We start from the raw sequence: 18,849 nt of genomic DNA on the forward strand, positions 1-18,849 counted from the left end.
GATTTAAGAAATTAACTTCCTCGTCTCCAGAAAATCGCTAAGACAATCATGGAACCTAGTACTGCCGGAATAATGGCAGTTCCTGCTATTATCGGTCCCCAAGTCCCAAAAAGCAAGTGGCCTATAAAGGCACCAATCCATCCTAGAAACATTTTTCCAAAACATCCCATTCGCTCTCCACGATTGGTCAGAGCACCTGCTAAAAATCCCACTAGGAGACCAACAAACATACTTCCTATCATCTTGTCTCCTTAATTTGCCCAATCTCCGTTACGGAAGAGTGGTACACGTGTCCCATCCTCACGGATACCATCGATATCCATTTGGTTAGAACCAATCATAAAGTCTACGTGAACATCTGAACGGTTAAGCCCCGCGGCTTCAAGCTCCTCTTCGCTCATCTCCGCTCCACCAACTACGCTAGTCGCATAGGCTGCACCGATAGCCAAGTGATTTGATGCATTCTCATCAAAAAGGGTGTTAAAGAAGGTTATGCCTGACTGAGAAATTGGGCTTGGATCTGGCACCAAGGCACATTCACCCAAGGCACGCGCACCCGCATTTTCAAAGACAAGGTCTTTCATGACTTGATTGCCTTTTTCTGCAGTGATATCTACGATTTGCCCATCCTTAAAGGTCACCTTAATACCTTCAATAATGTTTCCGTTATAACTAAGCGGTTTTGTAGAAGTGACATAACCATCTGCGCGACGGAAGTCAGGCGCTGTGAAAACTTCCTCTGTCGGCATATTTGGCAAGAATCCTTCTCCCTGTGCATTGATAGCACCAGCTGATTCCCAAACGTGGTTCTTCGGCAAGCCAAGGGTCAAATCTGTTCCTGGCGCTGTGTAGTGAAGGGCTGAAAATTGTTCTTTATTGAGCATATCTGCTTTGCTCTTGAGGATAGCTGCATGCTCTTCCCAAGCCTTAACAGGATCTGCTTCGTAGACACGGCAAGTTTTGAAAATTTGGTCCCAAAGGAGATCGACTGCTTCTTCGTCGCTCGCAGCATTTGGAAAGACTTTCTTAGCCCACTCAAGTCCAGCAGCGGCTGCTACCGTCCAGCTAACCTTGTTGGATTGAGTTGCGATACGCATTGGCTTCATGGCAAGTCCCATAGCTTTAGCAGAAGCTGATAGCTTGTCAGCATCCACACCGTTCAAGGCACCTGGATCAGATGAACGAACTCCGAGACGGCTAGCCTTGTTCTCCAAGAGATAGTTCATCTCAGCAATCTTGTATTCTGGCACATTGTCCAGACGCTCCATCGGCGCATGGAGGAATTTTTCACGGTTGATGACATCGTCTGTCCACTGAACGATAACCTCATGCGCACCCAAGTCATAAGCTTCTTTGACAATTAAGTGAGCCAACTCACGTTGCTCCACATCGATAGAGAGAGCCAAAGTGTGACCAGGTTGCACATTAATTCCGTTCGCAACCAATAATTTCGCATATTTTTCTAGATTTTCTTTAAAATTTGGTAAAACCATGTAATTTTCTCTTTTCTATTTTTATTTTTCTTTCAAAGCAGAGAATAATCCTGCTAAAGCAATAGCACCTGACAAGAGTGCTGTTGATAGAAGAATTGTCTGATCAGCAAGTTCTAGCTGATAGTCATAAACTTTTTGAGCTGGTTTGTCTTTTACAAAATCCTTTCCTTACTAGTATATCACATATATTGGTATTTTAAAAAACAAGCTTACTGAAGCTTGTTTTAATTAGCTATTACAAAAATTTTGTACATACCTTTCCACTTCTTTTTCCATAGATTGAATCTCACAAATATCCCATCTATTTTTTTTAGAAGTTATCTTTGCCATCATCTGTAATTTTAAACTCTGACGATGGAATATCCCTTCTCTTTCCCATTGTTCTAATTTAGCCTCTGGATAGGAGTTGCCAAACATGGAGTTCTGACTATCGGTAATAATACAAAGGTTGCCAAAGGAATGTAAAAACTCAGCAGGTAATTGGCTCTCTCCATCATGTCCATTTGGATTCTGAGGATACCAATGCTCTATGGAGCGACGATATGCAAATTTGAAATGATCAAAATTAATATCTTTGTACTCTTTCTCTAATTCGGCACGATTTTTCCATAAAACATAATCTACAAAGTTAAAAGCATAAACAGGAATTGCCCCATATTTTTTGATACTTTTATCTTCGGTAAACAATCTTTCTTTTGCATATCTTACTGCCATTTTTTCAAGAAAATCCTTAAAGAGACTAGCAAATTCTGTTTGATTTAACTCTTCAATATGGTTAAACAAGAATTGCAAGATTTCATATAACCAACGACTATCTCGATTGGCAGTAAAGGTCACAGCAAACATGGATTGAAGGAGGATAATGTTTTTGTTTAAATTGTCAAAAGTATTGTTTTGATAATTAATTCGAACATATTTCCATCCTCCATTTTCATTTCGTTGATATGTCTCATACTTACCTCGTTTGATTTGCCATTCGGTTTCATTTTCTAATTGGACATTTTTTACGATAAGCGTATCAAATATATGCTTCATAGTCAGAAGTAGTTGCCCAAATTGTTGGACCCATTCTCTATCTCGCTGTTCAATTTCAAAAATTTTCAATAATTTTTTATCATCAAATTTAGTTTCATCATTTCCTTCCATGATGAAAAAAACTTGAAGCAAAAATGTTGGAAAATCAATTACAGTCGTATAGTTTGAAATATCTGCTCCATTATTTACTAAGCTACTACGTTCATATTTTGTCTGAGTAATTGCATCTAGTAAACTTCGTTGCTCAATTTTTTTTACTCTTATTTTCTCAAATACACTTTCCAATTTGAAGTTAGTAAATTCTTTACCAAAAATTTTCTCCCCTTCTTCATCAGTATTGTTTGGTCTACTTCGGATTTGAAAAGCTTTCATTACCGGCTTATCAAACTCTGCACAGGCATCCCAAATCCTTGCAAATTTTTGTGCCATTTCTTGATCTTCACCAAATTTAGACATCATTTGTGCCTTAAGAATCTCATGAGCCTCTAGTTGTTCTCCTCGAGAATTGAAACGTTCGAAATAAAGATTCAAATCTAAATCTTCAGGAAGTATGCTCCGAAAAATGATGACCTTCTCAAAAAGATAATCAACGAAAGACTTAGGATCCAATTGGCGCTCTTCTAACACTTTTTTCAATGCGTCTTTAGCATGCCCGTAGCCTCTAGTCAACTCATTTTCATCGCCCTCTGAAATTTCTTGCTTGGTAAATAGCTTTTGAATATTCTTATTTGATTTCTTCCGAGCTGGGAAGGTAAGATTGACAGCTTTCAATCTATCAAAACCAAACTCATGCTTCAAAGCTAAGGCAATCAAATTAAGTGCTGTTGTTCGTTGTTGCCCATCTATGATTTTGAAAAGTTTTTTCTCTTTATTAACGACTAAATTAACAACTAATGTTCCAATATAATAATTGTCTCTATTTTCTTGATTGTCTCTATTTTCTTGAAAAGCATCTGCTACGTCGTTCAATAACTGCTCAATTTCATCATAAGTCCAAGCAAAATTTCTCTGATAAAGAGGGATAGCATAGGTATCTTCATTTAACAAACGATTAACTGATAAGCTTATATGTGTTTCTACCATTTATCTTTTTCCTCTTCTATAATCTTGTCCACAGTATAATTTTCAAATAATTCTCTATCTATCTTGATCATGAAATCATTCGGAGTGACAGCATGAGATAAAAGTTGAAATAGCTTTTGAACCTCTTTTTGTCTAAACCTTCCACCAGCAGCGTATTTCCCTACCGTTGCATCATATATGGCTTTAGATTTAACTCTAGGGTAGTAAGACCAAATAAACAAGGTCTCTACTATCTCCTTTGATAGCTCCTCTTTTCCAAATCTATCTGCGAAAAGCGAGCAAATATTTAGGAATATATTGTGACACTTGAGGTAGCGTCCTTTTGAGCTATTGTAAATGTTTAACATACCTTCTGGGTAAGCCAAATTTTGTTCTTCCTTCTCTGACTCATTAGAGAATCCTAACTTTTTATTTAAAAATTTTTTATGAACTCTAATAGTTTCATGAGCAGCTTCAATATACTCAAAAAATTTACTTCCATCAATGATTGGCATAGTAATGGACATAGGGAGCTTTTCAATATGACGATACAATTCTAAGTATGGAAAGTTCTGATTCAAATCAACGCCTTTAAAATCGTCAATAAAATCCTCTGTAAAACGGAGATAAGAGCCATAACGCTTGTTTGTTAATCCTGTCTCTCCTCGCGACCAACGTCTCATACGAAAAAGATGTTTATCAAACAACTCTTTGAGACTTAACTCTTTATCCTCTACAAATTGCTCCCACTTTTCCACAATTCTTTCATCTTCGAAAGCTTGCTTGCGAAGATGATAGGCTTTGAGCAAATCATGAGGTTCTAAAGATTTTCCGCGATTATTCTGAGAATCAAATAACTGAAAGGCTTCTGATAATCGTTCCTGTGGCATAGTAATCACGGAGACAGAACAATTTTCCAATAAAAAGTTGCAAATATCTTTTGCCTCATTTTCGCCAACTAATTGAGTTAAATTTTTCCACTCATTATAATTTTCACTCGCATGATAGCAAGATAGCTCTCCAAATTCAGCAGCACTCAACAGTTGATTAGCACCCTTATAATTCTCTAAATCATCTAACGAATGAAGAAACAAAGAAATTGAAATTAGCCGTTGCTGTCCATCGACAATATCTAAGTGTCCATCATTCTTATGCAGGATAACGGAACCAATCTGATATTCCTTTTTCCCCATAGCATCTCGTAAATCATAAAAAAGATTACGAATATGTTTTCTGTTCCATTTATATGGTCTTTGATAAGAAGGAATTCGCAAATCCCCTTCTTTCAATAGTTCACCAACCTTTTTAGAAGTAAATTGAATAGTCATTTTATCCTCATTTATATTTATCTATCATTTCTTGAACTGTTCGCTTCATATCCTCTACTAAAATCCGAGGAGACAAAACAGTAACTGCTTCCCCTTGTCCCAGCAACCAGCGTTTAAGACCCGGTGTATGCTGACTTTCAAATTTAAAATGAGTCCAATCGCCATTTTTCCCAACTATTTTTGCATTTGGAAATTGATCCATCACAATCGTCGGATCGTACAAATACTCGATTTCAATACTGATTTTCTTCCCGATAAAAGCATCTACTCTCTCGTTACGAATGTCACCATCTCTAAATTTATCGCGATAAGAAATAGAGGGTTTCTCTATACCACTAAGAGACCATGACTGGATACGGTCTACTCTTAAAGTAATATAAGTAGCATGTTTCAACTGGTAAACAACCAGATAGAAATAATGACTATCATAGTAAAGAGAGACTGGCAAAACAGTCTGCATCTTAGAAGATTCAGAATAAGGTTTTTGATAGATAATGTCTAGAACCTGTTCATGCAAAATAGCTTCTGATAAATTCCAAATTTTCTCTATTCTATTTTGTTGATCCGTTAAGGGAGCATAGTTCAGCTTTTCACTGCCAATGATCTGCTCAATTTCTTTCTGATCAGCACGGGGAACCAAGACCAGTAAATTTTTTAGTAAGCTATCAATTTCTGGTTTATTAAGTGCTCGATTTTCCAATAAAATCTTTGAAATAACGAGAATATCCTTTTTATTAAAAACTGACTTACTTGCTAAACAATACTTATTCGTCTTACGGTTATAAAGCAAATCTCCACTATAACTGGTGTGACTAGATAAAATATCACGAAGGAGCGAAAAATCCCTCTGTATCGTCTTTTCACTAACCTCAAATTCCTGAGCCAGTTGCTTTTTTCCTAATGAAGTACCTAACTGTAAACGTAAAAAGATTGTTAGTAATCTCTCTTGATCATTCATTTGCAATTTCCTTCTACATATTATTCAAACAATATTATTTCTAGTACATTATTATCACTTCTATAGTCTAACTAGCACTTTATATTCAAAACGATTAAAGCAAAATAAACTAGCCCTTAGGTGATTTCAACTGTACCACTATGCCAGATTCGAAGAACTCAACTACGGATTCATCCATATTTTTTAAGTCTTCGGGTAAGCAGTCTGAATATACAATGAAGAGTCTGCCTCTGTTCTTATTCTCTTTGAATTGCTGCATCCAGTATTCCTGTACCCTTTGATCAGCCTCTCCCAAAAGTTGAACTCCCTCCAGAAAAATCAAGTCATACTCTGTATGCTCCATTTGCAGTTTTATCCATTGACTATGTTTAGAAAAAATCAAATTATCTCTCACTCGATAATATCCAAGTGATGCTATTGGAGTAGCAGGTTTTATTTTAGTTAACGTATAAAACAGATGCCATCTGTCAGTCTCTGAAATACCGCAAATGTAAATACATTGAGAATCTTCTTTTAAGTCTATTTGTGGGAATCCAGTCCAATCACTCCCATCATCTTTCAAGCCTTTTTCAAAATTGTAAATTTGCTCTTCAATTGACACGTTAGAATTTAAAATTCCTTGATCCACCATATTATACTCTCTTTTCTATTATTTTTAAGAGAATTATAACAAATCAAGTGGACATATTTTGTCCACTTGTTCAAAATAAGCAATTTTTTAAAACAACTCATCAAACAAACTCAACTGGTTATCCTCTGGCATATTGCCGAGAATCCCCATCTCATCCATCTTTTCAACCAAGGTTGATGAGAGTCCGCCACGTTTGCGTAGTTCTGTTTTAGAGAGGAATTCTCCCTCTTCACGCGCTCGCACCAACTGCTTGGCAACGTTCTCTCCCAGACCATCCATTGCTACAAATGGCGGAATGAGGGTATCCCCATCGATAAGGAACTCTGTCGCCTGACTACGATAGAGATCGAGTTTCCCAAACTTGAAACCACGCTCCCACATTTCATTGACAATCTCAAGAGTTGTATAAAGATCAATTTCTACATTAGAGGCTTCATTATTCTTCCGTTTTTCAGCGATTTCTTCCATTCTGCGCTTAATAGCATCCAAGCCTGCACCCATAGTCTTGATATCAAAAGCCTTAGCACGGATTGAGAAATAAGCACAGTAATAATAAATGGGATGGTGAACCTTGAAGTAAGCTACACGCAAGGCCATCATAACATAGGCTGCCGCATGGGCTTTGGGGAACATATACTTAATTTTCCCACAGGACTCGATATACCACTCTGGCACCTTATTGGCCTTCATAGCTTCAATGTAACCATTTCGCTCCTCTTCGGAAATCTTGAGCCACAAGCCCTTACGTACCCGTTCCATGATGGTAAAGGCCATCTTAGGTTCGAGACCGGCATGCATGAGGTAAACCATGATGTCGTCCCGACAACCGATAACGGTCGACAGGTCCGCTATTCCTTGCTTGATTAAATCTTGGGCATTTCCCAACCACACATCGGTACCGTGGGACAACCCTGACAACTGAAGCAACTCCGCAAAAGTCGTCGGATGCGTCTCATCTACCATCCCACGTACAAAGTTGGTTCCAAATTCTGGAATCCCCAGCATACCTGTCGGCGTTCCGATTTGTTCAGGAGTCACACCTAGCACATCAGTCCCAGAAAAGAGGGCCATCACGCCTTCGTCATCCATAGGGATTTCATTAGGATCAATACCAGACAAGTCCTGAAGTTTTCGAATCATAGTCGGATCATCATGTCCCAGTACATCGAGTTTGAGGACGTTCTCGTCGATATCATGGAAGTTAAAGTGAGTGGTCTGCCATTCAGCCGTCACGTCATCTGCTGGATACTGGACAGGCGTAAAGTCGTAAACATCCATGTAGTTAGGAATAACAACGATTCCCCCTGGGTGTTGTCCTGTCGTTCGTTTGACACCAGCAGCTCCCTGGGCTAGACGTTCCACCTCTGCATCACGATAAAACTTGCCATAATCTCGCTCATAGCCCTTGACAAATCCATAAGCGGTCTTGGCAGCCACCGTACCAACCGTTCCTGCACGGAAGGCATATTCCTCACCAAAGATATCACGCACATCCAAGTGGGCGCTAGCCTGGTCTTCTCCCGAGAAGTTCAAGTCAATATCGGGAACCTTATCCCCATCAAAACCAAGGAAGGTCTCAAACGGAATATCCTGCCCATTTTTGCTGAGTTTGTGACCACAGTTTGGACAGTCCTTATTGGGCATATCAAATCCTGAACCATAAGAACCATCGGTGATAAACTCACTATACTGACACTGACCACAGACATAGTGAGGAGATAGAGGATTAACCTCCGTAATCCCAATCATAGTCGCAACGAAACTAGATCCGACAGATCCTCGAGAACCTACCAAGTAACCCCGTTCATTGGAACGTTGTACCAGCATCTGGGAAGCCAGATAAATCACAGCAAATCCATTCCCCAGAATGGATGTTAATTCCTTTTCAATTCGCAAATCAACGATATCTGGTAGCGGATTTCCATAAATCTCAAAAGCTTTCTTGTAGGTCAATTCAGCGACCGTTTCTTCAGCCTTGTCGATGAAAGGTGTGTACAAGTCACCCTTAACAACCTCAACAGGTTCAAAGATATCTGCCAAGGCATTGGGATTTTCAATAACCAATTTCCGAGCCAGTTCCTCTCCCAAGAAGGCAAATTCATCCAACATCTCATTGGTCGTTCGAAAATGAGCCTTGGGAAGAGGAGCTGGTTGGGCATGTTCACCATGACCGATAGTTCGGTTAATCATCGCACCCTGTCCCAAACTACGGACGATAATTTCACGGTAAATTTCTTCTTCTGGTTCGATATAGTGGACATTCCCCGTAGCAAGAACAGGCTTGCCAAGACGGTCTCCCACTTCTATCAAACTTTTGATAATGGTCTGTAGTTCTTCCGTATCCTTGATCTGCTCCTTGGCAATCAAGGGAGCATAGATAGCTGGTGGCATGACCTCAATAAAGTCATAATACTTGGCCACCTCAACCGCCGCATCCACACCTTGGGAAACGACCGCATCAAAAACTTCACCTTCTGCACAGGCTGATCCTAAAATCAAGCCCTCTCGATGGGCATCTAAAACCGTTCTCGGAATTCGTGGCACCCCTTCAAAGTACTTAGTGTTAGACAAAGAAACCAGCTTAAAGATATTTTTTAGACCTACCTGATTCTTGACATAGATGGTCGCATGCTTAATCCGAGCTTTTTTATAAGAATCTGGACTAATCAAATCAATGTTTAGTCTAGCTAGATCGATCACACCATGTTTTTCTGCTACTTCTTTTATAAAGATGAAAAGCAGGCGACCTGTAGCTTCCGCATCGTAGTTGGCCATGTGGTGATGTTCTAAGGCCACACCAAAACGCTTGGTCAAAGGCCCCAAACCATGACGTTTGTACTCAGGATAGAGGTTTCTAGCAAACTCCAGCGTATCAATAACTGGCTGACTAATCTTTGGCAGACCATGACGCTCATAATTGGCATTCATAAAGCCAACGTCAAAGGTCGCATTGTGGGCAACTAGTACCGTATCTTTACAAAATTCTTGGAATTCTTGCAAAACTTGTTCTAGTGGTTTGGCATTTTTGACATGGTCATCTGTAATTCCAGTCAACTCAGTAGTAAAAGCTGACAAGGGATGCCCAGGATTGATAAATTCATCAAATTCAGCAATGACATTCCCCTTGTACATCTTAGAGGCCGCAACCTGAATCAAGTCATTATAGATAGCTGAAAGCCCCGTTGTTTCCACGTCAAAGACCACATAGGTCGCTTCTGACAAGTCCATCTCCACTTCGTTATAGACGATAGGGACACGGTCCTCCACGATATTGGCTTCCATCCCATAGATCAGCTGGATTCCCGCTTTCTTAGCCGCCTTATAGCCGTGTGGGAAGGATTGAACATTCCCGTGGTCGGTGATAGCAACTGCTTTGTGTCCCCATTTAGCAGCTGTCGCAACGATTTCTTCAACCTCTGGTAGAGCATCCATAGTCGACATATTAGTATGAGCATGAAACTCAACCCGACGCTCACCTTCTGGCATCAAATCCTTCCGCTCATAGTGAACAACTTCCTGCACATCCTGCACGTTCATAGTCAAATCTCGTGTGAAGTTATTCATCTCCACATTCCCACGAACTCGGAGCCAAGAATTTTTCTTAATTAGATCAAACTTCTGGGCCTCTTCCTCATTCTTGACCCACTTTTGCATCGAAAAACTTGAAGTGTAGTCCGTCATTTTAAAGTTGATCAAAACACGCCCTGTTCTGGTCACTTTTTGCTCCACATCAAAAACAACCCCTTCAAAGACCAGACGATTTTCCTCCGTCGTCACTTCGATCATAGGAGTAATCTCCGCCTTGTCCAGCTTGGGTTTAGCTGCAGCTTTTTTAGCCTGAAAATCAAAGGCTGGTTTCTCTTCTGCTGGAGGAGGTGCCATCTGTTCCAGTTGCTCCATAACACGAAGCGCTTCCTCATTGGCAGCTTGAACAATCTGCTCATTTTCAGCATGAAAGGCCTCTTCCTGCTCCTGGGTTAGGATATCATTCTTCTCGACCTGACAGTTAAAAGTTGGAAAGCCAAATTTTTCAAGTTGTTTGGCTAAATTAGGAAGATGATTCTTCTTAAAGTGTTCCTTATCAATCGCCTCAGAACCCTCAATAAAGAGTTGATTTCCCTCAGCACGAACTTGCAGATTTTGATAAAGGGACTTAAAACCTTGACTAGCACATGGCCCCTCAGAAAAAGCCTCTTTATAGTAGTCCTGCAAGAGTTGGTTTGAAAAATCTTGAGACAGAGCCTTGATTTCAAAAACAGCTTTATTGCCTGTCTTAGAAAATTCTTCGCTTAAACCCTTCTTTAATTCTAAAAAGATTTCAATTGGTAAAATATTAGAAAATACAAAATGAAACTCCCATACCTTACTAATTTTATGAACTACAACTCGCTCAATATCAGCCTGCGATAAAGCAGGAGCCTGTCTCATTTCAGCAGGCATCCCCAGTTGATTCATCAAAATTTCAAAACTATTTGACATTCATTTTCCTCACATTATTCTCCTACTATTTTACCATATTTAGAGGTATTTTCTAAAGACAAAAGGAAGCCACTAAGTGACTTCCTTCTAGAGTGAGAACTGATTAGTCTTCACCTTTGTTTTTCTTAATGATTTCTTCTTGTACTGACTTAGGTACATCTTCGTAGTGGTCAAATACCATCATGAATGTACCACGTCCTTGAGATGCAGAACGAAGAACTGTTGCGTAACCGAACATTTCAGCAAGTGGAACATAAGCACGAACGATTTGGCTGTTACCGTGTGCTTCCATACCATCTACACGTCCACGACGAGCAGTTACGTGACCCATAACATCACCAAGGTTTTCTTCTGGAACAGTGATTGTTACAAGCATCATTGGCTCAAGGATAGCTGGTTGTGCTGATTTAGCAGCTTCTTTAAGTGCAAGTGAAGCCGCGATCTTGAAGGCAGTTTCAGATGAGTCGACATCGTGGTATGAACCATCGTAAAGCTTAGCTTTAACGTCAACCATTGGGTAACCTGCAAGAACACCGTTAGCCATAGATTCTACCAAACCTTTTTCAACCGCTGGGATAAATTCACGAGGAACCACACCACCGACGATTGCGTTTTCGAATTCGAATCCTTTACCTTCTTCGTTTGGAGTAAATTCAATCCATACATCACCGAATTGACCTTTACCACCAGACTGACGTTTGAAGAATCCACGTGCTTGAGTAGAAGCACGGAATGTTTCACGGTAAGATACTTGTGGAGCACCTACGTTCGCTTCAACTTTGAACTCACGACGCATACGGTCAACAAGGACGTCAAGGTGAAGCTCACCCATACCAGAGATAACTGTTTCACCAGTTTCAACGTTTGTTTCAACGCGGAATGTTGGATCTTCTTCAGCCAATTTTTGAAGGGCGATACCCATCTTATCTTGATCAGCTTTAGATTTTGGCTCAACCATCAATTGGATAACTGGTTCTGGAACGTTGATTGACTCAAGAATGATTTTAGCTTTTTCATCTGTCAATGAGTCACCAGTTGTAGTATCTTTCAAACCAACGGCAGCAGCAATATCACCTGAGTAAACAGTGTCGATTTCTTGACGGCTGTTAGCGTGCATTTGAAGGATACGTCCGATACGTTCACGTTTACCTTTAGAAGTGTTCAATACGTATGAACCTGATTGAAGAACACCTGAGTAAACACGGAAGAATGTCAAACGACCTACGAATGGGTCAGTCATGATCTTGAAGGCAAGAGCTGCAAATGGCTCTTCGTCAGATGCTGGACGAGTTTCTTCTTCGTCTGTATCTGGGTTAATACCTTTGATTGCTGGGATGTCAAGTGGGCTTGGAAGGTAGTCAATAACCGCATCAAGCATCAATTGAACACCTTTGTTTTTGAAGGCAGAACCACACAATACTGGGAAGAATTCAACGTTGATAGTCGCTTTACGGATACCAGCTTTCAATTCTTCGTTAGTGATTTCTTCACCTTCGAGGTATTTCATCATCAATTCTTCGTCAGTTTCAGCAACTGCTTCGATCAATTTTTCACGGTATTCTTGAGCTTGGTCAAGGTATTCAGCTGGGATGTCTTCTTCAAGGATATCTGTACCAAGGTCGTTAGTATAGATTTCAGCTTTCATCTTGATCAAGTCGATGATACCACGGAAGTCATCTTCAGAACCGATTGGCAATTGGATTGGGTGTGCATTTGCTTGAAGACGATCATGAAGTGTGCTTACAGAGTAAAGGAAGTCAGCACCGATTTTGTCCATTTTGTTGGCAAATACGATACGTGGAACTCCATACTCAGTTGCTTGACGCCAAACTGTTTCAGTCTGAGGCTCAACACCTGATTGTGAGTCAAGAACGGTAACCGCACCATCCAATACACGAAGAGAACGTTGTACTTCGATTGTGAAGTCCACGTGTCCTGGTGTGTCGATGATATTTACGCGGTGGTTGTTCCATTGAGCTGTTGTCGCAGCAGATGTGATAGTGATACCACGCTCTTGCTCTTGCTCCATCCAGTCCATTTGTGACGCACCTTCGTGAGTTTCACCGATTTTGTGGATTTTACCAGTGTAGTAAAGAATACGCTCAGTAGTTGTTGTTTTACCAGCATCGACGTGAGCCATGATACCGATATTACGAGTTTTTTCAAGTGAAAATTCGCGTGCCATGAGGTTTGTTTCTCCTATTTATTTTTGATTTCTATTCTATTATAACACGATTTTAATAAAAACGGATAGGCAGGACCTACCCGTTCTCAATGTTTCCATGCTATTGTTGGTTTTAACTTGTAGATTTACAAATTGAATCGAACTCGGGCTAAAAGCTTGGAAAATAGATAAGCTCTCCTAGAATCTTCGATTCTTCGTCAAGCTTCCTAATTTTCAGTCGCTTTTTTAACGCCCTTAGTATCTTAATCTTACCAACGGAAGTGTGCGAATGCACGGTTAGCTTCAGCCATACGGTGAGTGTCTTCACGTTTCTTAACAGCTGCACCAGTGTTGTTAGCAGCATCCAAGATTTCTTTCGCAAGACGGTCTTGCATTGTGTGTTCACCACGAAGACGAGCGATTGTTACCAACCAACGAAGTCCAAGTGTTGTACGACGTTCTGGACGAACTTCAACTGGGACTTGGTAGTTAGAACCACCAACACGACGTGCACGTACTTCAAGTACAGGCATGATGTTTTCCATAGCTGTTTCAAATACTTCAAGTGCATCGTTTCCAGTAACTTCTTTGATTTGCTCAAAGGCACCGTAAACGATTGAAGCAGCTGTACCACGTTTACCATCAAGCATAACGCGGTTGATAAGACGAGTAACTAGTTGTGAATTGTAAAGCGGATCTGGCAATACGTCACGTTTTGGAGCTCTATTTTTACGACTCATTTCTCTTTATCCCCTTTCCTTATGCTTTTGGACGTTTAGTACCGTATTTAGAACGGCCTTGTTTACGATCGTTAACACCTGCAGTATCAAGTGCACCACGGACGATATGGTAACGTACCCCTGGAAGGTCTTTTACACGTCCACCACGAAGAAGAACCACGCTGTGCTCTTGCAAGTTGTGTCCGATACCTGGGATGTAGGCAGTAACTTCGATAAGGTTGCTCAAACGTACACGAGCGAATTTACGAAGGGCTGAGTTAGGTTTTTTAGGTGTCATTGTTCCAACACGAGTTGCAACACCACGTTTTTGTGGTGAAGAAACGTTTGTTTGAACTTTTTTATGACTGTTGTAACCAACGTTCAAAGCTGGTGATTTAGATTTTTCTACTTTTGATTTACGCGGTTTGCGAACCAATTGGTTAATTGTAGGCATCTACATTCTCCTGTGTTTTTTTATTTTTGGTGATGATACACTTGGTGACAGCTATCATCTGTGTGTACTTTTGCAACATTTGTCAGCACGTCCCTGTACACTCTTGAGAGACCAAAAGTAAAAAGTACCGTCTATTATTGTAACAAAATTTTCCATTGGTTGTCAAGATATTTTTCTTTTTTATTGTTAATTTTAGCTCTTTTGTGGTGCTCCCCCAAAAAAGAAAAGGAGGAATCTCACCCTCCTAAAGTTAGTATTGTTCCATTCAATCCCATCAATTTTAACACATAATGGTTTTCGAGTTAAGATAGTATCACAACCAACCAGATTCTTTCGCGATATTAGCTGCATCTGTTCGATTACTAGCATCTAGTTTCGAAAGAATATTGGTGACATAATTTCGGACGGTTCCGTTTGATAAATAAAGTTGATCTGCAATTTCTTGGTTAGACAAGCCTTGAGCAATTCCCTTTAAAACGGCGATTTCTTGCTCTGTTAACGGGTTAGGATGCGTCATCACCACTTCCATCAATTCAGGCGAATATTCCTTACGTCCTTCTAGGACAGTATACAAGGTTTTCATGAGGTCTGCAACGCTTCTTTCTTTCAAGACATAAGCATCTACTCCAGCCTTGACTGCACGTTCAAAATAACCAGGGCGCTTGAAGGTCGTTACCACAACCACCTTTGTTTCTAGCTTTTCTGCTCGTACCCATTCCAGCACTTCGAGACCTGTCTTAACAGGCATCTCTACATCAAGGATGGCGATATCTACAGACTCTTTTTCTAAGAGTTGGATTGCTTCTTGCCCATTCTTGGCTTGTAAGACAGACTCTACATCTGCTTGAAAGGCAAGCAACTGACACATGGCATCTCGTAACATACTTTGATCTTCTGCGACTAATACTTTCATCTTAGTTTCTCTCCTTATAAGGTAGTCGAACTTGCACTTCCGTTGGCTGTTTCTGACTGATTACTCTTACTTCTCCTGAAAATGGAAGGACACGATCTCGGACTGTATGGAGCTCATCCCCCTTTATAGAAGCGAAACCACAGCCATCATCACTTACTGTTAGAATAAGTTCCTTCTCTGTCCGTTCTAATTTTAAGTAAGCTTTAGACGCTTTGGCATGTTTGATGATATTGGTCACTAACTCAAGCAAAATCATGGAAGCCGTTGACTCCAATTCCTGAGTAAGGCTAGCAGTATCTAGTTGGTTATCCGTTTCCACCTTAATTCCAGCAATTTCTAACATCTTTTTCACAGTCTCTAGTTCGGATGTCAAAGTTCTAAACTTAAGATTTTCCACAATGGTTCGAACCTCACGCATTGATTCTTTGCTAATTTGCTGTATTTCTCTTAATTCCTTTTCCACTTGTGGATAAGCCTGCATCTGTAATAACTGTAATGCTAAATCTGTCTTGACACTAAGCATGGCAAAGGTATGTCCCAGACTATCATGCAAATCCTGACCGATACGATTGCGCTCATTTTCTGCTAGCAATAGATTTATCTGGGCATTTTGCTTAGTCTGAGCTTCTTTCAAATCTTCCACAATACGAATCCGAACCAAGCCAAAAGTCATTAAATTGACAAACGTAAGAATTCCAAACAGATAGACTAGAAACTCAACTTCGATTTCCTGAAAAATCAAAAGTTGCCCCACAACAAGGACTTGAGCAAGGAGAAAAGTCCGGACATGTAAAGAATTAAAACTACGTACGCCGAAATGATAAATTAAGAGATTAGCAAGGAAAAAGAAGAACCAGATATAATTTACACCAACAAAGGCTGTATAGCCAGCTACATAGGCTAGCATGATAATCCAACAGAGCCAGGATAAGCGCTGGCTCTTGGTGGTTAAAACGCCTAAGTAAGCCACTACAAATAGAATATCAATCAATAAATGCCAGCTAGGAATTTCCCCAGTCATTACAGGAACGATGGGAAAAACCATAAAAATCAAACTGGCCCAATACATATAGTCTATGCTTTTCAGTCTTTCAAGCATTAAGCATTCTCCTTATGACCTTGAAGGTAAATGGTCAAACCAAATAAAACTGCTGAAAAAACAAGTAGATAAATTGTGGCTGATAGATTGATGCCACCCTCGTTTAAGAAGGTCTTGAGCAACTCCATCAACTGGTAGGTTGGCAGACACTTCCCGATTGCTTGCATCCAGTCTGGAAATAAAGAGATGGGCATCCAGAGTCCGCCTAACACAGCCAAGCCTAGATAGAGAAGATTGCCCACGACTGACATCAACTGACTAGACGGCAAGAGAGTCAATGTCAAGCCGAGAGCTACAAAGGCAACACTTCCTACTATCAGCAAGAGCGCAGCACCAATCCAGCTTCCTAAAGGCATATCCACACCTCTGACCAAGTGCCCAACTGAGAAAACAACCATGATTGAGACCAGATAATCAACCATCATACTTGTTATCTTTGATAGATAATATTCTACCATATTTACCGGAGTATGGCGCAATGTTTTCTGCCAGTTGTTGATTTTATCTGTATGTAAAACAGCTGGGAATGAAAACATAGCTGTCGACATCATGGAAAAGGCTGTCATGGAGATGAGGTAATCACGCATAAAATTAGCTGGTCCACCAGGTGTGTCCTGGTACATGCCTGAAAAGAATAAATAGAAGGCTGTCGGCATCCCTACAGATAATAGATAATAGACTAATTGTCGTTTGGTCAATAGAAATTCTATCTTACTAAGTGCTATCCATCGTTTCATATTAGTTATCTCCCTTCTGCGTTTCTTCAAAGATTGTATCCAACAAACTACGATTATTAACTTCAATTTCTTGTATGCTACATCCTGCTTGAACTAACAGTTCCCAGAAAGCATTTGCCTCTCGTGTGACTACTTGCAGAGCATCTTGTTTTTGTACCCACCTTTCAACCAAGACTGACTTCTCAACGACTTCCTTGTAAGCTAGAGGAAGGATAAAATGCTTTTCAATCTCCTCACTACGCATAGCTAGAGGCGTCGTATCACGAATCAACTCTCCCTTATTTAAAACCAAAATCCGGTCTGCGGTGTGTTCCACTTCCTCAATATAATGGGACGAATAAAGAATGGTGACTCCTTGCGCTTTTAACTCCTGAATAATCTCCCAAAAACGTTGACGAGTTGAGGTATCCATGGCCGAAGTAGGTTCATCTAAAAAGACTAACTTTGGTCGCCCAATTAGAGTTAAGACAAAAGAGAAAAGACGCTTTTGACCACCTGATAATTTTTCTGCCAACTGTTCTTTTTGTTGCTTGTCAAACTGCAATAGTTGATCAATTTCCTGCTCACTCAAAGGATTTGGATAAATACTTTGAAAGAAAGCAATCAACTCTTTAACTTTTAATTTCTGTACAATCACATTTTCTTGAGGGAGGTAAGCCCTAGTATAGTCTAACTTAGAACTCGTCACTGGTAAACCTTGAATAGACACTTGACCGCTGGTGACCATTTTATCTCCAAGCAAACAATCTAAGAGTGTCGTCTTCCCAGCACCATTGGAACCAATCAAGGCAACACATTCACCATCCTTGATTTCAAAAGAGATGTTCCGCAAGATCTCCTTGTCTTTTATTTTCTTACACAATTTCTCAACTTTAATCACAGTCATGAGATTCTCCTTTCAACCACTCCTTTCCCATCGGAAAGGCGATAAAAATCATAAATCCTAACCCCCATGCACCACGGATGAACTGGTGAAGGAAGGTTTGAGCAAATCAACCTGTAAACATTTCTACCAACCATACCACTAGTGATAGTCCAATAAAAAGATAGAGAAACGCTTTTTTCATTTCTCAAACTCCTTTTTCACATCTCTGACCAATTTCAAACCTTCTCTGATAAGCCAAGACATCATTCCAAAGCCAGCAAAGACCTCCCAAGGAAAATGGTAGAAGCCCTCGTCCAATCCTGAGAACATGAGATAGGTCATAACTCCTGCTGCTACTAAACTCACTGCTATAATCATTTTATTTCTCATCTCTTCTTCCTCCATTTCATACTTCAATTATAGTCTTTTGAAGTTAGCTGAGATAGAAGCTTCTGTCACTAAGAAATATGACAAATGTCATAAAAGATTCTGTTCAAAATAAGCAAGATACACTATACAATAAAACACAAGTAGAAAAATCTAAGGCAGCTTCCTCAAAATAAATATCAAACCCAATTCACACTATATTGAAAACTAATACTTATTTAAAATCAAAAAGAGTAGAAATTTTCATCAGACAAACACATATATTATATGTTGAACAAAACCCTAAAATTTATAAGAGTTATAAAATCTGTTAAATTTCAATGTGGATACCTAAACTACGTTATTTATTGAAAAGACTGGAAACAAAAAGTATACGCTGCCAAAATGAATTACTGAAAATCAAAAAAGAGAGAAGCAAACTGATCCTCTCTTACTGAAAATCAAAAAAGAGAGAACCAAGCTGATCCTCTCTTAATGTATATAATACCTAGTTTTAAAAATACACATTCACATATCTCTGTAATG

General features: G+C 39.9%; 15 protein-coding genes and 1 pseudogene. All 16 read right to left on the reverse strand.

Translation table 11 applies throughout. The features are described 5' to 3' along the window. Positions 1-11: 11 nt before the first annotated feature. The 16 genes and pseudogenes from SMSK597_RS11255 to SMSK597_RS11330 all read right to left on the reverse strand — a co-directional run bounded on the left by SMSK597_RS11255 (position 12) and on the right by SMSK597_RS11330 (position 18,342). Positions 12-242 carry a GlsB/YeaQ/YmgE family stress response membrane protein gene (locus SMSK597_RS11255; RefSeq protein ID WP_000580443.1) on the reverse strand — a complete coding sequence of 77 codons (231 nt, stop codon included), beginning with the start codon at positions 240-242 and terminating at the stop codon, positions 12-14. A 9-nt stretch (positions 243-251) separates the two neighbouring features. Then, positions 252-1,493, reverse strand: coding sequence for an aminopeptidase (locus tag SMSK597_RS11260; RefSeq protein ID WP_000243959.1), 1,242 nt, complete (start codon positions 1,491-1,493; stop codon positions 252-254). A gap of 228 nt (positions 1,494-1,721) precedes the next feature. After that, positions 1,722-3,611, reverse strand: coding sequence for a DUF262 domain-containing protein (locus tag SMSK597_RS11265; protein WP_000230426.1), 1,890 nt, complete (start codon positions 3,609-3,611; stop codon positions 1,722-1,724). Further along, positions 3,605-4,918, reverse strand: coding sequence for a DUF262 domain-containing protein (locus SMSK597_RS11270; protein ID WP_000155163.1), 1,314 nt, complete (start codon positions 4,916-4,918; stop codon positions 3,605-3,607). Before SMSK597_RS11270 ends, SMSK597_RS11265 begins: the two co-directional genes overlap by 7 nt. Before the next feature lie 7 nt (positions 4,919-4,925). Continuing rightward, a complete protein-coding gene (locus tag SMSK597_RS11275) occupies positions 4,926-5,876 on the reverse strand; it encodes a helix-turn-helix transcriptional regulator (protein ID WP_000999612.1) in 951 nt (316 codons plus the stop codon). Positions 5,877-5,985: 109 nt separating this feature from the next. Beyond that, on the reverse strand, positions 5,986-6,507 hold the full coding sequence (locus SMSK597_RS11280; protein ID WP_000228290.1) for a DnaA ATPase domain-containing protein: 522 nt from the start codon (positions 6,505-6,507) through the stop codon (positions 5,986-5,988). An 87-nt stretch (positions 6,508-6,594) separates the two neighbouring features. Then, positions 6,595-10,986 (reverse strand): PolC-type DNA polymerase III, encoded by a 4,392-nt coding sequence (locus SMSK597_RS11285; protein ID WP_000071435.1) that lies wholly within the window; start codon positions 10,984-10,986, stop codon positions 6,595-6,597. A gap of 103 nt (positions 10,987-11,089) precedes the next feature. After that, positions 11,090-13,171, reverse strand: a complete 2,082-nt coding sequence (fusA, locus tag SMSK597_RS11290) for an elongation factor G (protein WP_000090348.1) — start codon at positions 13,169-13,171, stop codon at positions 11,090-11,092. Positions 13,172-13,419: 248 nt separating this feature from the next. Beyond that, positions 13,420-13,890, reverse strand: a complete 471-nt coding sequence (gene rpsG / locus SMSK597_RS11295) for a 30S ribosomal protein S7 (RefSeq protein WP_000087876.1) — start codon at positions 13,888-13,890, stop codon at positions 13,420-13,422. Positions 13,891-13,909: 19 nt separating this feature from the next. Then, positions 13,910-14,323 (reverse strand): 30S ribosomal protein S12, encoded by a 414-nt coding sequence (gene rpsL, locus SMSK597_RS11300; RefSeq protein WP_001142332.1) that lies wholly within the window; start codon positions 14,321-14,323, stop codon positions 13,910-13,912. A gap of 313 nt (positions 14,324-14,636) precedes the next feature. Next, the gene (locus tag SMSK597_RS11305; protein WP_000866700.1) at positions 14,637-15,236 is read right to left on the reverse strand and encodes a response regulator transcription factor; all 600 of its coding nucleotides are present in this window, start codon (positions 15,234-15,236) and stop codon (positions 14,637-14,639) included. Position 15,237: 1 nt separating this feature from the next. Beyond that, positions 15,238-16,335 carry a sensor histidine kinase gene (locus tag SMSK597_RS11310; RefSeq protein WP_000893512.1) on the reverse strand — a complete coding sequence of 366 codons (1,098 nt, stop codon included), beginning with the start codon at positions 16,333-16,335 and terminating at the stop codon, positions 15,238-15,240. Then, on the reverse strand, positions 16,335-17,072 hold the full coding sequence (locus SMSK597_RS11315; RefSeq protein WP_000832845.1) for an ABC transporter permease: 738 nt from the start codon (positions 17,070-17,072) through the stop codon (positions 16,335-16,337). Before SMSK597_RS11315 ends, SMSK597_RS11310 begins: the two co-directional genes overlap by 1 nt. A gap of 1 nt (position 17,073) precedes the next feature. Next, the gene (locus tag SMSK597_RS11320) at positions 17,074-17,958 is read right to left on the reverse strand and encodes an ABC transporter ATP-binding protein (protein WP_000216035.1); all 885 of its coding nucleotides are present in this window, start codon (positions 17,956-17,958) and stop codon (positions 17,074-17,076) included. Continuing rightward, a pseudogene (locus SMSK597_RS11325) lies at positions 17,945-18,139 on the reverse strand (hypothetical protein). Before SMSK597_RS11325 ends, SMSK597_RS11320 begins: the two are co-directional and overlap by 14 nt. After that, the gene (locus SMSK597_RS11330) at positions 18,136-18,342 is read right to left on the reverse strand and encodes a hypothetical protein (RefSeq protein ID WP_004238491.1); all 207 of its coding nucleotides are present in this window, start codon (positions 18,340-18,342) and stop codon (positions 18,136-18,138) included. The pseudogene SMSK597_RS11325 and the gene SMSK597_RS11330 overlap by 4 nt, the downstream one beginning before the upstream one ends. Between the last annotated feature and the right edge of the window lie 507 nt (positions 18,343-18,849).

Source organism: Streptococcus mitis SK597, from assembly GCF_000148545.1.
GTDB classification, from domain to species: domain Bacteria; phylum Bacillota; class Bacilli; order Lactobacillales; family Streptococcaceae; genus Streptococcus; species Streptococcus mitis_C.

Coding starts and splice junctions, on each gene's coding strand:
- SMSK597_RS11280 (WP_000228290.1), bottom strand. CDS start 6,507: ATGGTGGATCAAGGAATTTTAAATTCTAACGTGTCAATTGAAGAGCAA.
- fusA (WP_000090348.1), bottom strand. CDS start 13,171: ATGGCACGCGAATTTTCACTTGAAAAAACTCGTAATATCGGTATCATG.
- SMSK597_RS11255 (WP_000580443.1), bottom strand. CDS start 242: ATGATAGGAAGTATGTTTGTTGGTCTCCTAGTGGGATTTTTAGCAGGT.
- rpsG (WP_000087876.1), bottom strand. CDS start 13,890: ATGAGTCGTAAAAATAGAGCTCCAAAACGTGACGTATTGCCAGATCCG.
- SMSK597_RS11330 (WP_004238491.1), bottom strand. CDS start 18,342: ATGGAGGAAGAAGAGATGAGAAATAAAATGATTATAGCAGTGAGTTTA.
- SMSK597_RS11270 (WP_000155163.1), bottom strand. CDS start 4,918: ATGACTATTCAATTTACTTCTAAAAAGGTTGGTGAACTATTGAAAGAA.
- SMSK597_RS11285 (WP_000071435.1), bottom strand. CDS start 10,986: ATGTCAAATAGTTTTGAAATTTTGATGAATCAACTGGGGATGCCTGCT.
- SMSK597_RS11260 (WP_000243959.1), bottom strand. CDS start 1,493: ATGGTTTTACCAAATTTTAAAGAAAATCTAGAAAAATATGCGAAATTA.
- SMSK597_RS11320 (WP_000216035.1), bottom strand. CDS start 17,958: ATGACTGTGATTAAAGTTGAGAAATTGTGTAAGAAAATAAAAGACAAG.
- SMSK597_RS11265 (WP_000230426.1), bottom strand. CDS start 3,611: ATGGTAGAAACACATATAAGCTTATCAGTTAATCGTTTGTTAAATGAA.
- SMSK597_RS11275 (WP_000999612.1), bottom strand. CDS start 5,876: ATGAATGATCAAGAGAGATTACTAACAATCTTTTTACGTTTACAGTTA.
- SMSK597_RS11315 (WP_000832845.1), bottom strand. CDS start 17,072: ATGAAACGATGGATAGCACTTAGTAAGATAGAATTTCTATTGACCAAA.
- SMSK597_RS11310 (WP_000893512.1), bottom strand. CDS start 16,335: ATGCTTGAAAGACTGAAAAGCATAGACTATATGTATTGGGCCAGTTTG.
- rpsL (WP_001142332.1), bottom strand. CDS start 14,323: ATGCCTACAATTAACCAATTGGTTCGCAAACCGCGTAAATCAAAAGTA.
- SMSK597_RS11305 (WP_000866700.1), bottom strand. CDS start 15,236: ATGAAAGTATTAGTCGCAGAAGATCAAAGTATGTTACGAGATGCCATG.